The organism is Actinoplanes sp. NBRC 101535 (genome assembly GCF_030269225.1).
Classification (GTDB): domain Bacteria; phylum Actinomycetota; class Actinomycetes; order Mycobacteriales; family Micromonosporaceae; genus Actinoplanes; species Actinoplanes rectilineatus.
Genome location: NZ_BSSY01000029.1, coordinates 65,366 through 80,197 on the forward strand (window position 1 = coordinate 65,366; position 14,832 = coordinate 80,197).

At 71.8% G+C, this 14,832-nt stretch carries 13 protein-coding genes; 5 read left to right on the forward strand and 8 right to left on the reverse strand.

The genetic code is table 11. The features are described from left to right. Positions 1-7: 7 nt before the first annotated feature. The 5 genes from QSK32_RS43330 to QSK32_RS43350 all read right to left on the reverse strand — a co-directional run bounded on the left by QSK32_RS43330 (position 8) and on the right by QSK32_RS43350 (position 6,038). Complete coding sequence (locus QSK32_RS43330; protein ID WP_063775547.1) at positions 8-793, reverse strand: geranylgeranylglyceryl/heptaprenylglyceryl phosphate synthase; 786 nt, start codon at positions 791-793, stop codon at positions 8-10. Beyond that, entirely contained in the window at positions 790-1,830 is a 1,041-nt protein-coding gene (locus QSK32_RS43335) for a prenyltransferase/squalene oxidase repeat-containing protein (protein WP_045744805.1), read from the reverse strand. The genes QSK32_RS43330 and QSK32_RS43335 overlap by 4 nt, the downstream gene beginning before the upstream one ends. Continuing rightward, a complete protein-coding gene (locus QSK32_RS43340) occupies positions 1,827-3,077 on the reverse strand; it encodes a glycosyltransferase family 28 protein (RefSeq protein ID WP_045744804.1) in 1,251 nt (416 codons plus the stop codon). Before QSK32_RS43340 ends, QSK32_RS43335 begins: the two co-directional genes overlap by 4 nt. Further along, on the reverse strand, positions 3,074-5,002 hold the full coding sequence (gene asnB / locus QSK32_RS43345; RefSeq protein WP_045744803.1) for an asparagine synthase (glutamine-hydrolyzing): 1,929 nt from the start codon (positions 5,000-5,002) through the stop codon (positions 3,074-3,076). The genes QSK32_RS43340 and asnB overlap by 4 nt, the downstream gene beginning before the upstream one ends. A 91-nt stretch (positions 5,003-5,093) precedes the next feature. Beyond that, positions 5,094-6,038: an NAD-dependent epimerase/dehydratase family protein gene (locus tag QSK32_RS43350; RefSeq protein WP_211275450.1), complete on the reverse strand. Its 945-nt coding sequence runs from the start codon at positions 6,036-6,038 to the stop codon at positions 5,094-5,096. 521 nt (positions 6,039-6,559) lie between these two features. Here QSK32_RS43350 and QSK32_RS43355 point away from each other — a divergent pair. After that, positions 6,560-8,359 carry an ABC transporter ATP-binding protein gene (locus QSK32_RS43355; protein ID WP_052720820.1) on the forward strand — a complete coding sequence of 600 codons (1,800 nt, stop codon included), beginning with the start codon at positions 6,560-6,562 and terminating at the stop codon, positions 8,357-8,359. Beyond that, positions 8,356-10,104: an ABC transporter ATP-binding protein gene (locus tag QSK32_RS43360; RefSeq protein ID WP_052720819.1), complete on the forward strand. Its 1,749-nt coding sequence runs from the start codon at positions 8,356-8,358 to the stop codon at positions 10,102-10,104. Before QSK32_RS43355 ends, QSK32_RS43360 begins: the two co-directional genes overlap by 4 nt. On the opposite strand, the gene QSK32_RS43365 is transcribed toward QSK32_RS43360, so the two are convergent. Genes QSK32_RS43365 through QSK32_RS43375 form a run of 3 tightly spaced genes read right to left on the reverse strand, consistent with a single transcriptional unit; the run spans position 10,083 to position 12,349 of the window. Next, positions 10,083-10,841, reverse strand: coding sequence for a polysaccharide deacetylase family protein (locus QSK32_RS43365; RefSeq protein WP_083449287.1), 759 nt, complete (start codon positions 10,839-10,841; stop codon positions 10,083-10,085). The two genes, QSK32_RS43360 and QSK32_RS43365, sit on opposite strands and share 22 nt — an antisense overlap. A gap of 36 nt (positions 10,842-10,877) precedes the next feature. Beyond that, on the reverse strand, positions 10,878-11,480 hold the full coding sequence (locus tag QSK32_RS43370) for a hypothetical protein (RefSeq protein WP_045744801.1): 603 nt from the start codon (positions 11,478-11,480) through the stop codon (positions 10,878-10,880). Beyond that, the gene (locus QSK32_RS43375) at positions 11,477-12,349 is read right to left on the reverse strand and encodes an ABC transporter ATP-binding protein (protein ID WP_045744830.1); all 873 of its coding nucleotides are present in this window, start codon (positions 12,347-12,349) and stop codon (positions 11,477-11,479) included. Before QSK32_RS43375 ends, QSK32_RS43370 begins: the two co-directional genes overlap by 4 nt. Positions 12,350-12,444: 95 nt before the next feature. Here QSK32_RS43375 and QSK32_RS43380 point away from each other — a divergent pair, with 95 nt between their 5' ends. From QSK32_RS43380 to QSK32_RS43390, 3 genes are all read left to right on the forward strand, one after another. Beyond that, positions 12,445-13,104 carry a PIG-L deacetylase family protein gene (locus QSK32_RS43380; protein WP_285475321.1) on the forward strand — a complete coding sequence of 220 codons (660 nt, stop codon included), beginning with the start codon at positions 12,445-12,447 and terminating at the stop codon, positions 13,102-13,104. 29 nt (positions 13,105-13,133) lie between these two features. After that, positions 13,134-14,201 carry an NAD-dependent epimerase/dehydratase family protein gene (locus tag QSK32_RS43385; protein ID WP_169792490.1) on the forward strand — a complete coding sequence of 356 codons (1,068 nt, stop codon included), beginning with the start codon at positions 13,134-13,136 and terminating at the stop codon, positions 14,199-14,201. Positions 14,202-14,294: 93 nt separating this feature from the next. Next, the gene (locus tag QSK32_RS43390) at positions 14,295-14,711 is read left to right on the forward strand and encodes a hypothetical protein (RefSeq protein ID WP_285475322.1); all 417 of its coding nucleotides are present in this window, start codon (positions 14,295-14,297) and stop codon (positions 14,709-14,711) included. Positions 14,712-14,832 lie beyond the last annotated feature (121 nt).

A 14,832-nucleotide genomic window follows, 5' to 3' on the forward strand; every position in this document is an offset into this window, starting at 1 on the left:
GATCCGTTCAGGTGAGGGTGAGTGTGCGGCCCGGAAGGCGGCCGGCCGAGCGGATCCGGTCGAGGGCCGCACGCCAGTCCGGGGTCTCGAGTGCGCCCGCGAAGATCACGTAGTCGGCGCCGGCCCCCAGGTAGGCATCCACCTGTTCCGGGGTCCGCACGCCGCCGCTGGCGAAGAGCAACTGTTCGGGCGCCAGCACCTCGCGGAAGATCTCGCAGGTTCGCGGGGTCACCCGGTCGTGGCGGGAGTAGAGGTAGACCATGTCGAAGCCGAAGTGACGGGCCTGCTCGGCGCAGGCCGTGACGGACTGCTCGTCCTGGGCGATCGGCCGGGTGCCCATCCGGGAGTAGGAGCGGTCGTCCGAGCCGAAGGTCAGCGCCGCGGACAGCAGCGGCTGGGGCGCCGGGGGCGCCGCGTTGCCCAGGGCGTACGTCTCCAGCAGGCTCTTCCACACGTAGTAGGGGTCGTCGGAGCCGAGCAGCGCTGGCAGCATGACACTGTCCGCCTCCGCCACGACCGGGAAGCCATGGCCGGGCGCCGGGGGGAAGTGCAGGATCGTCGGGATGTCCGTCGCGGCGCGCACCGCCGCCACGTACGCCGGCATGCGGGTGGCGAAGTCCTGGTAATCGGTGCTGGCCAGCAACAGCGCCGGCAGGCCCGCCGCGGTGACCGCGCGGGTCTTCTCGACCGCCTCCGCCACGTCGATCTTGAAAGGATCGATGACGTGGATGACATGGCCGCGGTGCGCCCGCAGATGCGCCAGCACATCCCGCCGGTACGCCCCGGCGGTCACGATCCGGCCCTGTCGGCGGCCACCTGAAGCGCCCGCAGGACCGTCGCCGTGGTGTGCAGCCCGAACGTGTCCCGGGCGATGGTGCCCAGGCAGGCTCGGCCGACGCCGTCGAACGACCAGTCCTCGTACGAGTCCGGATCGGTCTCCCAGGGCAGCACCATCCGCAACCGTGCCGACGGCTCCCAGGAGCCGTCCGGCCGCTGATGGCGGGCCAGCCACTCCGCGGCGGCCCGGATCCGGTCACCGCCGAAGCCGGGATCTCCCGCGGCGACGGTACGCAGAGCCAGGGCCGTGGCGAACGGCGAGCCCTCCGGGTGCAGGTGGTTCGTCACCGCGCCGTCCGGCCCGATACGGTCCGCCGCCCAGCGGGCCGCCTCCGCCCGGACCTGCTCGGTGCCCGGGACCGAGGCGAGGGACTCGACGGCCAGAGCGGTGCTCAGCTCGGCGTCGATCCACCAGTAGGCGGGCCAGTGACCGTCCGGAAGCCGGGCGGCGAGCAGCCCGGCGACCACGCGATCGCGTTCCGGCAGACGCTCGATCCCGGCGACGGCGGCGGTCACGCAGATGTGCCCGCCGCACCAGCCGTCCCAGGACGGCACGACCGGGTACCGGCCGAACGCGGCGACGGCCAGATCGAACACGTACGTCGAGACCAGTCCGTCGTCGTGCACGTGGGCGCTGAGGAACTCGCGGCCCCGTACCGCCCACGGCTCGTCCGCCCGGCCGGTGAGCTCGGCCAGGTGGAGGACCCATCCGGTGCTGTCGGCGTCCTCCGGAGCGACCTCGCTGTAGTTCCATCCGCCGTTGTCGTGCTGCTCGGGCACCAACAGGTCGACCGCCCGGCGCCCGGCGCGGACCGCCTCCTCGTCCGGCAGCCGGACGAGGACGCTCGCCACGTATGCGGTGATCCAGTCGTCGCTCGGGCCGAGCAGGTCGTAGTCGACCCACCGGCCGTCCGCCTCGCGGCGCCCGAGCAGGAAGTCGAGGCCGCGCCGGACCGCGGTCCCCTCGGCGATGTCGACGGTACTCTCCGTCACGATTGATTCCTCTCCTGTGCGCCGGCCGTCACCGTCAGGCCCCGCCGGTCCAGTAGTTGCCGCATGACGTTCTCGAGGCGCTCGACGGTGGCGTCCTGGTTCAGCACGGTCGAGGCGAAGGTCCGGGCGGCTCGCTTGCCGGCGGTGATCCGCGCCCGGTCGCCGAGCCACTCGTCCAGGTCGGCGATGAGCTCACCCGCGGTGGCCCGGCAGCGGCCCAGCCCGTACTCGTGGATCAGGCCGCCCACCCAGCCCTCCATGGGCAGACCGGATTCGAGCATCAGCACCGGGATGCCGAAGTGGGCCGCTTCCAGGGTGGTGTTCGGGCCGGCCTTCGAGATGAGCAGGGCGTGCTCGGCGGCGGCGGCACCCTCGATGTAGGCGAAGTACTCCCGCTGGGTGAGCCTGGTGTGGAAGCGCCACCGGGCCGCGTCGACGTTCCCCCTCACCTTGTCGATCAGGGCGGGGTCGTTGTAACCCACGAACACGACGTCGACGGCGGGGTGCCGTGCGGCCAGATGGTGCAGGATCCGGACGTAGTCGTCCCCACCCCGGTTGCTGAACACCACGATCTTGGGGCGAGGTTCCGGGCCGGCCGGCGCCGGCCAGCCGGACCGCTCGGCGGAGTCCGGTTCGGCGCTGACGAACGCGCCGAGATCGTGCCGGGCCACCAGGGGGCCGACCACGTGCACGGTGGCCGGGTCGGCGCCGCTCTCCGCGCAGAACCGCTCGCGGGTCCAGTCGAACGGAACCGTCATCGCGTCCAGGTCGACGCTGCGGTGGATGGGCAGGTCCAGCAGGCCGGGGTTGGTCACGTAGCTGACCACCGGGGCGTCCACAGCGGCCCCGGCCAGGGCGGCCTTGCAGAGCCGGGCGACGAACCCCTTGGTGCCGATGACCAGATCCGGCCGGGCCTGTTCGAGGGCGGCCCGCAGCCCGGCGACCCGGCCGGCCACCGGGCCGGACGGGCCGGCCTCGAACCGGGCCGGGTATGCCGCCTCGATCTCGGCCATCAGGGCGAGGTACCGCCGGCTGCGGGTCGCCGTGTCCGGTGAGTCCGCGGTGATCGCGGCGATCCGCGCGCCGTACTCGCCGATCCAGGGCAGAGTGGTCTCGGCCTCCCAGACGTCCACCCGATGACCGGGCAGACGTTCCCGCAGCACCCCGCCGAGCCGGGTGGCGGCCAGGAAATTGCCGAACTGGCCCCAGGTTCGCGGCGACACGATGACGATCCGTGGATCGGTCATGACACTTCCTCCATGATGGTGACGCGCATGTCCGGACGGGCGCCGGCCGCCGGGCCGGGAACCGCGTCCTGCCAGATCTGGAAGCAGAGCAGCGCCCACAGCTTCCGGGCGTGATCCGACCGGCCGCTCAGGTGCTCGCCGATCAGCCCCGCTACGGTGTCCGCGCGGAACAGCCCGTGCCGGTCGAGCCGCTCCCGGCTGAGCGTCTCCAGCAGCAGCGGGCGCAACTCGCCGATCAGCAGCGTGCCGATCGGCGCCCGGAACCCGGTCTTCGGCCCGTACGCGACGGCGGCCGGCAGCATCCGGGCGGCGATCCGGCGCAGCGGGTGCTTGCCGGTGAACCGGCGCATCTTGCGGCCGGCCGGCAGACTCGCGCAGAAGTCCACGACCGCCTCGTCCAGGAACGGCGACCGCGCCTCGATCGAGACGAGCATCGACGCGCGGTCCACCTTGGTGAGGATCACGTCGCTCAGGAAGTGCGCAATGATGCCGAGCTGGCTGCGTTCGAGCGAGCCCAGCCCCGGATGCCCGGCCACCGCCGCGTCGACCCGGGCGAACGGCCGGCCGGTCACCGGCACGGTGAGGATCCGTGCCGTCTCACTCGGCGCGAACGGCGCCCCGGCCAGCAGGAACCGTCGCTGCGGCGGGCAGCCCAGGGCCTGGCCGAGCCGCCGGGCCACGGTCGTCGCCGGCAGGTTCCCGTGCCGTACCGGCAGGCGGCCCAGAGCGGCGGCCGGCCAGGCGGCCATGGGACCGGGCAGGGAGTCCAGCAGGCCCAGGAGCCTCTCGGCCTGGAAGTAGCGGTAACCGAGAAGCACCTCGTCGGCGCCGTCGCCGGTGAGCACCCCGCGTACCTGACGGCCGGCGAGCTGACAGGCGAGCACGGTCGGCAGCAGTGACGAGTCGGCCAGCGGTTCGTCGACCCGGTCGTACCAGGTGGTCAGCCCGTCCACCAGGTCCGCGGGGCCGAGCCGCCGATGGTGGTGCTCGGTGCCGAGGTGGCGGGCGACGGCCGCCGCGGCGTCGCTCTCGTCGAAGGCCGGATCGGTGAACCCGACCGAGAAGGTGGCCGGGGCACGCCCGGTGACCTGCTTGGCCAGCGCCGCCACCACGCTCGAGTCGAGACCGCCGCTGAGCAGGACACCGAACGGTGACGTGGTGTTCTCGACGCGCCGGGCGACCGCGGCGCGCAACACGGCCTCCAGGCCGGTCTCGGCACCGGCGGCCGAGCGCCGGTCCCTCTCGGCGGGCAGCGTGGGCTTCCAGAAGACGACGGTACGGGCGGAGCCCGCGGACCATTCCAGGTAGGTGCCCGGAGGAACCTTGCGCACGCCGGCCAGCACCGTGGACGGCGCCGGGAACGCCTGCAGGACGAGGTAGTCGGCGACCGCCTGATGATCCAGGCCGGTGGGACACCGCGGGTGCCGGCGCAGCGCCCCGAGCTCGGAGGCGAACACCAGACCGGCGCCGTCCGGGAAGTAGTAGAGCGGTTTCTTGCCGAGCGGGTCGCGGGCCAGCAGGATCCTGCCGTCGCGCCGGTCGTGGACGGCGAACGCGTACATCCCGCGGATCCGTCGCAGCGCGCCGGCGCCCTCGCGTTCCAGCAGTTCGGCGAGGACCTCGGTGTCGGAGCCGGTCCGGAGGGCAACTCCCGCGGCCAGCAGTTCCCGGCGCAGCTCGGCGACGTTGTAGATCTCCCCGTTGAACACCAGCGCGGTGTGGCCGGAGATGGTGATCATCGGCTGCCGTCCACCGGCCGGATCGGTGAACGGCAGAGCGCAGTGCCCCAGCACGACCGCGCCGTGCCTGCCGATCGCCGCACCGTCCGGTCCGCGGTGACGCAGCGCCGAGAGCATCTCCCGGGCGAGGTCCTGCCCCTGCCGAACGCCGAAACCGACGTGGCTGAATCCTGCGAATCCACACATGCCGCGTCCTTGATCTGAGCGGTTCCACCGGTGCGGCGGCGCCGGGCCGGCCCTGTTCCCTGGCTGGTCGTGGAAATCGGTCGTGACGTGGTCAGGCGCCGATCTCGGCCAGCTGCCGACGGCGGGCCTCGATGCTCCGGCGCAGACCCTCGGCGAGATCGGTCGTCGCCCGGAATCCGAGCGAGTCGGCGGTCCGGCTGACATCGGCCAGGGTGAAGCCGACGTCACCGGCCTTGCGGTCCTGGTGGACCACCTGTGGAGCGCTGCCCGCCAGCGTCGAGACCAGGGAGATCAGCTCACCGACCGAGACGTTGCGACCGGTGCCCAGGTTGAACGTGCCGCTGTCGACCGGCGCGTCCATGGCCCGGCTGACCGCCCGCACCACGTCGTCGACGTAGATGAAGTCGCGGCGCGCCCCGCCATCGCCGTAGATGGCGATCTCGGATCCGGTGAGCGCCGCGGTGATCAGGCGATGGATCAGCATGTCCGGCCGTTGGCCAGGCCCGTAGACCGTGAAGAAGCGCAGGGCGACGGTGGAGAGTCGGCTGCCGGGACGACGCGCGTAGGCCAGCGCCAGTTGCTCGGCGGCCAGCTTGGTGACCGCGTACGGCGAGGCCGGCGCGGGTGTCCTGCTCTCCGCCATGGGCAGCCCGGCGACCTCGCCGTAGACCGACGACGACGAAGCGATCACCAGGCGCGCCACACCCGCGGCGTGGCAGGCCTCCAGGAGCCGGCGGGTGACCAGCAGATTGCATTCGACATAGTCGTCGAACTCCCGCCAGGAGGGCCGCACGCCCGGGATCGCCGCCAGGTGGACCACCGTCGAGACGCCCTCGAGCAGGGGGGCGAGGGGGATCGAGCGAAGATCGCCGACGACCTGACGGACCCGGGCGCCGTGGTCGGCGACGGCTGGATCGCGCCGGTCGACCCCGGTCACCCGCCGACCGCCGGCCGCCAGGTGACCCAGCAGATGACTGCCGATGAAACCCGCCGATCCGGTGACCAGCACTCCTCCGGCGACCTGTGGATCCGCCATGACACACGTCCCCTCCCCGCTCATTGCGGAGCGTCTCGGAGGGCAGGCATGACCGGTCGACCGGCGCGCTGACAATCGCAGCCACATTGACCTGGATTAATTCGATGGAGATGAAACATCTCCCTGCCCCGTGTAGAGATGATCTATTGCTTGTCTACAGTAGAAGACCGTGTTGCGTCTACCCTGATTCGCCGAGAAAAGCGCATTGGCACTGATCGGAGAGCCGACGAAGAGCGTCGCGGGACGCTATTGATCCACAACGGAGGGTGCCCCCCACGGTGACGGCAACCGTGATACGGTCGGAACCGCCAGGGCGCCTCCAACCATCATGAGCTGCTAAGGCTTGCGAATTTCCGAGACTACGAGGGCACTGACGGCGCAGCGGCAACGAGGCCGCGACTCCGGGACAGCGCTCCCGACCTTCTCGATCAACGGGCAGCGAGCCGGCATTTTCAGGAATCTGAGATGTTGCTGAATCCAGATATTGCGCGCTCCGGCGCCTCTCTTCTGAAATAGGTGACGTGAAGCAGAGATCATCTACTTCGGCGCACCGCTCGGCCTCCGCTCCATTCTTTCGCGATCATTTCCGGATCAACCGCGGGCAGATCTTCCTGCTCGGCCTTCTCCTACCGTTCGACATCGCCCGGCAGCTGCTCACGCCGGAGATCCTGCGCCGCTTCATCGACGCGGGCGCCACCGGCCGGGCCGGGCACCTGGTGATGATCTATTTCGCCCTCGTGCTGATCGGCCTGGGCACCACGGTGCTGCTGACGAACGTGAGCACCCGGCTGGCGTGGACGTCGACGAACGCCCTCCGGGACCGGATGATCCACGGGATGCTGCGCCGCCCGGCGTCGTTCTTCCAGAGAGCCGCCCCGGGCGAGCTGGTCGACCGGATGGACAACGACGCCACCCGGCTCGGGTCGATGCTCTCCCATCTCCTGCTCGACCTCGCCGCACAGACGCTGCTCGCCGCCGGGGTCGTGGCGGCGATGTTCCACCTGGACTGGCGATTCGGCGCCCTCTTCCTCCCGTTCGCGGTGGCCATGATCGTCCTGCTCCGCCGGCAGACCGGCCGGGTGCTGCCCTTCCTCGACGCCCAGCGGGACACCGAGGCACACATCCTGGCCACCGTCGACGAGTGGTCCGCCGGGGCCGAGGACCTGCGGGCCGCCGGCGCGACTCGGCACGTCCGCCGGATCCTCTGGCAGCTCGCCCGCCGGGAACACCGCACCGGCCGGCAGGCCGCCGCCGCCGGCACCCGCTGGCCCGCGACCGTGCAGGCCCTCTCCGTCATCAGCATCCTGCTCGCGCTGGCACTGGGAGTCGGCCTGCACCGGTCCGGCGCCGCCACGGTCGGCACCGTCTTCGCCGCCCTCAGCTACGCCACGCTCATCCGGTTCCCGCTGGCCCAGATCGCCTCCCGGATACAGGAGGCGCAGGCCGCCGTCGTCAGCCTGCGCCGGGTCCGGGAGATGCTCCACGACGATCCGGGACCCGGCACGCTTGCGGAGGGCGGCACGCTCAGCCCGGAAGGCCGGCACGACCTGGTCTTCGACCAGGTCACCTTCGCCTACGACGACGGCCCCGTGGTCCTGGACGACGTCTCCTTCCGGCTGCCGGCCGGCGCCACGCTGGGCCTGGTCGGGCGGACCGGAAGCGGCAAGTCGACGCTCGTCGGCCTCGCCTTCCGCAGCTTCGACCCGGCACACGGCCGGGTGCTGATCGGCGGGCACGACCTGCGGTCCCTCGACCGGGCCGCGCTGCGCCGCTCGGTGGCGTACATCCCTCAGGGCATCACTCTCTTCGGCGCCACCCTGCGCGACAACCTCACGTTGTTCGCCCCCGGTCACGCCGACGACGTGCTCCTGAACGCGCTGCGCGAGGCCGGGCTCGGCACCCTGGCCGAGACGTTGCCGGACGGTCTGGACACCAGGCTCGACGCGTCGTGGACCGGCCTCTCCACCGGGCAGGGACAGATGCTCAACCTGGCCCGCGCCTTCCTGACCGACCCGGCCGTCGTCCTGCTGGACGAACCGTCCTCGCAGATCGACCCACACACCGAGCAGGCGCTGCGTACGGCCCTGACCCGCTTCGCTCGCGACCGCACCGCGATCATCGTGACACACCGGCTGGAGACCCTGGACGAGGCCGACCACATCCTGGTCCTCGACGAGGGCCGGGTCCTCGAATACGGCCGCCGGGCCGACCTGCTCGCCGCAACCGGCTCGGTGTTCGCCGGGCTGTCCGCCGAGGCGCCCGCCGGATCGTCGCCCGAACCGCTCACCGGGCCCGCCGCCGACGGAAGGCCCGGCACGTGACGACGCTGCGGCGCTTCACCCGGCTGATGCGCGGGCAGATGCGGGACTACCTGCTGCTGACCGGCGGCTGGTCGTTGCTGCGCGTCGGCACTCTCGTCGTGGGCCTGCTGTTGCAGCGCACCTTCGACGTGATCTCCGGGGAGAGCACGGCCGGGCTGAACGCCTGGAGCCTGATCGCCGCGATCGGCGGGGTGGAGGCGGCCCGCCAGCTCCTGCAGTTCACCACGGTCATCTCCCGGTGGGAGCCGGACATCGTGTTCCGGACCCGCGCCCTGCTGCGCGACCGGCTGCTGACCGGGCGGCTCCGGTCCCCGGCCGGCGAGGACCAGGTCCTCACCACCATGGGCACCGACGTCGAGGAGGTGAGCACGTTCGCCGCGTGGTCGCCGGCGAACCTCGCCCGATGGTTGTTCGCCGTCGTCGCGATCGCGATCCTGATGTCCGTCGACGTCGTTCTGGCCTCGTCCGTGCTCGGGCTCCTGCTGCTGCTCTCCGTGGCGGTCCGCCTCCTGCACGGCCGGTACCGCCGGTACCGGCTGGACGCCGTGAAGGCGGCCGCCGCGGTCCGCGACGCCCTCCGGGACGCCGTCGCCGGCGCGGCGGTGATCCAGGCCGCTCACGCGGAAGACCACGTCGGCACCCATCTGCACCGGCTCGGGGAGGCACGGCGCCGGGCTGTCGTGGCCGAGGAGACGTACGCGTCGCTGCAACAGAGCACCATCGCGAACGTGGCGCCGCTCGGCACCGGCCTCGTGCTCCTGGCCGCCTCCCGAGGGCTGGCCGACGGCACCCTCACCGTCGGTGACATCGCGCTCTTCGGTTACTACCTGCAGATGCTCACCGAGGCTCTGGCGTCGCTCGGCCTGCTCGTGGTCCGGCTGCAACGGCTGGGCATCGCGCTGGACCGGATGCACCGGAACAACCCACACGGCATCACCGGCCACCGGGTCCGGCTCGACGACGACGAGCCGCCCGCGTCGCCCGGCGCCACCGAAGACGACGTGGACAGCCACGGACCGGAGGAGTTGCGCTCGTTGTCCGTACGATCGCTGTCTCTGCGGCCCGGCGCCGGGACACCCGGAGTGAGCCGGGTGTCCTTCGAGGTACGCCCCGGGTCGCTGACCGTGATCACCGGCCGGGTCGGCGCCGGGAAGACCACGCTGATCCGTGCGGTTCTCGGACTGGCGGGCCCGGTCGACGGGGAGATCCGGTGGAACGGCGCGGTGGTCCCCGCCGGTGTCCTGGCACCGCCCCGGTGCGCCTACGTGCCGCAGGTGCCCCGGCTGTTCCGCGGCACTCTGCGGGAGAACATCCTGCTCGGCGCGGACGCCACCGAACAGGGGCTGGTGGAGGCCGTCCGTCTCGCCCGGCTGGAGGCGGACCTGCGGACCATGCCGGACGGCCTCGGCACGGCGGTCGGCGCCGGAGGGCTGAGGCTGTCCGGCGGGCAGGTGCAGCGGGTGGCGATCGCCCGGGCCCTCGTCCGCCGGCCCGCCGTGCTCGTCCTCGACGACGGCTCCAGCTCTCTCGACGCCCGTACGGAACGCGAGCTCTTCGACGAGGTACGCCGGGACGGCCTCACCGTGATCGCGGTGTCGCACCGCCGGCATCTGCTCGAGTCGGCCGACCTGATCGTGGTTCTCGGCGAGGGACGGATGACCGGCGCGGGCTCTCTGACCGAGCTGCTGACGAGCAACGCCGAGATGCGCGAGCTGTGGGCCGCCTATGCCGGGCGGGGCACCTGACCGGAGTGTTCCCGTCCCGCTCCGGCCAGCAGCTCGGAGACGGTGACCAGGGTGAACCCGCGCTCCAGGAGCCCGTCCACGATGGCCGGCAGGGCGGCGCGGGCGGCGGTGTTGGCCGAGTCCATCGGATGCAGCAGGATGATCGAGCCGGGCCGCGCTCCGGCCAGGGCGCGTTCCACGATCGTCGCCGCGTCCGTGGTCGCCGCCGGGTATGTCTCCGGTTCGACGTCCCAGGTGATCATCGGACGGCCGGTCCGGTGCAGGAGGCGGGGCAGGCCGAACAGTTTCGCGCAGCACGGCGGCCGGAACAGGACCGGGCCGGTCTGCCCGGCCCGGCGGAGGGCCTCGTCGGTGCGCTCGACCTCGGCCCTGATCGCCGCCCCCCGCATGAAGACCAGCCGCCGATGGGTGTAACCGTGGTTGGCCAGCTCGTGCCCGCCGGCCCGGATCGCGGCGACGAGATCGGGATGGGCGTCGACGTCCCGGCCGACGAGGAAGAAGGTCGCCGGCGCCCGCCGCTGTTCGAGGATCTGGAGGATCTCCCGGCAGTGCTGCGGGTAGGGGCCGTCGTCCAGCGTCAGGGCGACCACCGGGCGGGTGGTGGGGACTCGGCGCACGGCCCGGCCGAACAGGTGCCACCGGCGCGACTTCACCAGCTCCCGGAACGCACCGGCGGCGACCGCCGCACCACCCAGGACCACGATCACGGCAAGGAGGATTGTCGCTGCGATCCGCATGCCCCGACGGTATTCCATGATGGACGGACGGTGGGGTCAGTCGCCGGCCAGATCGCGGCGGATGAACCACGCGGCGGCCAGGAGCGCCACCACCGTCCAGGCGGCCAGCACCACCAGGCCCTGGGAGTCACCGGAGGCAGCCCGCAGGGCGCCGGAGAAGGGCAGCGGCCCCTCCAGCTTGCCGAGCAGTCCCTCGACGAACAGCAGCCACCCCGCATAACCGGCCAGGAGCCAGAGCGGGCGCCGGACGACCGTCGCGTTGGCGACCCCGAAGGTGGCCAGGAGCGGGATCGCCGCCAGCGTGGCCGGAAAGTGCGATATCTCGCCCCCGAGAAACACCGCGACACCGCTCACCGCGGTGAGCGCCAGTCCGAGGAGCGCCGCCGTCACGCACTGCGCCGCCAGCACACGCCCTCGGTGCGGCTCGCCGAGGAACAGCAGGACCGAGGTGCGGTGCTGGTAATGCTGGCCGGTGCTGAGAACCGCCACCCCGAAGGCGCCCAGACACGAGAACAGGGCCCAGAAGTCCTGGCTCAGCAGACCCATCCCGGCGCCCAGGACCGTGGCGGCCGCCATCGACATCCAGGAGGACCGAATGGTCAGGTTGCGGTGCAGCTCACTGCGCAGGACGGCTATCACCGGGCACCCGCCACCTGCAGGAAGATCTCCTCGAGCCGGGGCCGCTCGATGGTCAGCTCGAAGACCGGGACCTGCGCGTGCAGGGCGATGCCGCCGGCGTCCTCAGGGCTGAGTCCCTCCACGAGCAACGCCGTCCCGTCGGTCGTGACCCGGGCGCCGTGCCGCTCGAACGCGTGCCACAACCGGCGTGGATCACCACCACGGATCCGCAGGCGGCCGGCGCCGGAGAGTTCGGCGAGCGGCGCGGCCAGGCGGACCTCACCGAGCGCGATGATCACCACGTCGACGACCAGCTGCTGCAACTCGGCGAGGAGGTGACTGGAGATGAGCACCGTTCCGCCGGCCGCGGCCCGGCGCCACAGCAGATCACGCAGCCAGGCCATGCCGGACGGGTCCAGGCCGTTCGCCGGCTCGTCGAGCACCAGGATCCCCGGGTCGCCGAGCAGCGCGGTCGCCACCGCGAGGCGCTGACGCATGCCGAGCGAGTAGTCGCCGGTACGCCTGCCCGCCGCGTCGGCGAGGCCGACCTCCTCGATCAGCTGGGCGGCCCGCCGCCGGGACGCCCCACACAGCAGCGCATGGGTGACCAGGTGCTGGTAACCGGTCTGACCGGGGTTGCTCAGACCCTGCTCCAGCACCGCGCCGACCTGTCGCACCGGGTGGACGAGGTCGCGGTAGGGCACTCCGTTGAGGAGGGCCGACCCGCTGGTGGGCCGGGTCAGCCCGAGCAGCATCCGCAGTGTGGTGGTCTTGCCCGAGCCGTTGAGGCCGAGCAGGCCGGTGATCCGGCCCGGAGCGGCGCTGAACGTCACGTCGCGGACCGCGTCGATCCGGCCGTAGGTCTTCGTCAGGTTCTCCACTCGGATCATCGGCATCCATTATCCCCGAATCCGCTCCGGCGGTGGGGGCCGATGCCGCTGACCGGCCTTGACAAGATCCCCCGCACACCGTCCACAATGGCGCGATGCAGAGCCTGCTCGCCGGCGCCCGCCTCCTCGCGGTGGTGGCGCACTACGACGACGAGGCCCTGTTCTGCGGCGGCCTGCTGACCACCCTCCGCCCGTCCCTCCGCGAGCTGACGGTCGCCGTGGTCACCGGCATCGAGACGACGAGCGCCCCTCGCGAGGTCCCGCCGGTTCCCAGCCCGGCGGAGGCCGAGCGGCGCCGATTGCGCCTGGACGCCTTCGCCGCAGTGTGCGCCCGGCTGGCGGCCACGCCCGTCGAGCTGCGCCTGCCGAACCTGACGCAATCCGCTCGGCGCGACGACCCCGCCTACCGGCGACGCGTCTCCGAGATCGGCGACGCGCTGGAGCGGGCCGGCCTCACCCGGAACGGCGACACTGTTCTCACCCACGGCCGGGACGGGGAGTACGGGCACCCGCAACACTCCTGCACCCACGACGCGGTCGCCGCGGCCGTCCCCTCGTCCTCGTGGCGGACCGTTCTGACGTTCGGCGGCCCGCACCGCCACGACCACGAGTTCCACTTCGACACCACCGGCAAGACGAAACTGATCGATCTCTATCGAGACCAGGGGTTCCGTGGGCGCTGGGAGCCCGAACGGGACGCGCGCCTGCGGACCTGGACGGCCGGGACCGAGTGGTTCTGCCGCCTGCCGGTCTGACCCGTTCCCCGATCGAGGAGTGCCACGTCGTGGAAGAGACCCCGGACGACACCGTGCGCTGTCGCCCCACCGTCGACACATCGGTCCGCTACCTGGTGACGGGTGTCGCGGGCTTCATCGGTTCGCAACTGCTGCAACGGCTGCTCGCCGCCGGCGCCGAGGTGGTCGGGCTGGACGACCTCAGCACCGGAAAGATGTCCAACCTCGACGAGGTCCGCGCCCTGTCCGGGACGAACTGGAGCAACTTCCGCCTGGTCCGCGGCGACATCCGGTCGGCGGCCGATCGGGCGGAGGCGTTCCGCGACGTCCAGGTGGTCCTGCACCAGGCCGCGCTGAACTCCGTTCCCCGGTCTCTGGTGACCCCGGTGGAGGTCGCCGACGTCAACACCATGGGAACGCTGGGCATGCTGCGGTCGGCGGCCGAGGCGGAGGTACAGAGCTTCGTCTACGCCAGTTCCAGCTCCGTCTACGGCGACGTGTCCGATCCGCTGCGCATCGAGTCGGAGCTGGGACGGCCGCTGTCGCCGTACGCCGCCAGCAAGCGGTCCGCCGAGGCCTTCGCCGGGAGCTTCGCCTCCCTGGGAAAGATGTCCATCACCGGACTGAGGTACTTCAACGTCTACGGCGCCCGGCAGAACGCGGCCGGCCCCTACTCGGCGGTCATCCCCCGCTGGATCGCCCGGCTCGCCGGCGGCGGCCGGCCCGACATATACGGCACGGGTCTGCAGGCCCGCGACTTCACCCATGTCGACGATGTGGTGGACGCCAACCTCCGTGCCGCCGCCGCGTCCTTCGCCACCCCGTTGGCCCTCAACGTCGCCACCGGCGCCATGACCACGATCACGGACTTGTTCGGCCTACTCAGAGAGCTGGTCGCCGAGGTTCGAGAGGATCCGCTCATCCGGAACGTCCAGCCGAACCACCTGCCGGCCCGTGACGGTGACGTGCTGTCCGCGGTCGCGTCCCTGACCCTGAGCCACGAGAAGATCGGGTACGCGCCCCGGGTCGCCCTGGCCGACGGGCTCCGGCAGGTCGTGCCGTGGCACGTGGCCGAATACGATCGCCGCTCCCGGGAACCGGACGGCGTCTCCGCCTGAGCGGTCTCCGTCGCCGATGCGCCAGGTGTCGGATGAGCCGGGTGGTGGGCACTATGCTCCGCGCGTACCCATCGATCGATGAAGGGGAATCCCGTGCCGGAGCCTCGCCGCACCGCCCTGGCCACCGCGTTGTTCGCGGCCCTGACCCTGTCCGCGGGGTGCGAGGTCGACATCGATCCCGGCGCGATCCCGGTGCCGGTGAGCATCGCGCCGATCCCGTCCGCGTCGGCGGGCCAGCCGAAGTACGTGTGCACCGCCATCTACAAGATCCTCACCGACGGCGCGGTCCGCCTCGCCACCGACGACAGGGACCGCCTGCGCGACGCCTTCACCACCATGTCCACCGCGGTCGCCGCCGCCGGCCGGGTCAGCACCGAGCCGGCCCAGCGCGACGCCGCCACCGCGATCAGCGAAAGCCTGTCCCGCGGCGCGCAGAGCGCCGACCCGGTGGCCTACCGCGACGGCGAGTTCGCGACGATCGGCCAGAGGCTGGACGACACCTGCGTCTAGACACAACGCCGTTCAGTTAGGCGGATGGCTCATGCGTCAAGGCTCGTCGGTGACGACGTTGATGCTGGTGGTGGCCTTGTAGGTGTGGCGGTCGATGTTCGGTCCGCGGGCCTGGTATTTG

What these genes read in the sequence shown, in the direction of transcription:
- QSK32_RS43380 (WP_285475321.1), top strand. Translation starts at nt 12,445, where the DNA reads ATGCAGAGCCTGCTCGCCGGCGCCCGCCTCCTCGCGGTGGTGGCGCAC.
- QSK32_RS43350 (WP_211275450.1), bottom strand. Translation starts at nt 6,038, where the DNA reads ATGGCGGATCCACAGGTCGCCGGAGGAGTGCTGGTCACCGGATCGGCG.
- asnB (WP_045744803.1), bottom strand. Translation starts at nt 5,002, where the DNA reads ATGTGTGGATTCGCAGGATTCAGCCACGTCGGTTTCGGCGTTCGGCAG.
- QSK32_RS43375 (WP_045744830.1), bottom strand. Translation starts at nt 12,349, where the DNA reads ATGATCCGAGTGGAGAACCTGACGAAGACCTACGGCCGGATCGACGCG.
- QSK32_RS43365 (WP_083449287.1), bottom strand. Translation starts at nt 10,841, where the DNA reads ATGCGGATCGCAGCGACAATCCTCCTTGCCGTGATCGTGGTCCTGGGT.
- QSK32_RS43340 (WP_045744804.1), bottom strand. Translation starts at nt 3,077, where the DNA reads ATGACCGATCCACGGATCGTCATCGTGTCGCCGCGAACCTGGGGCCAG.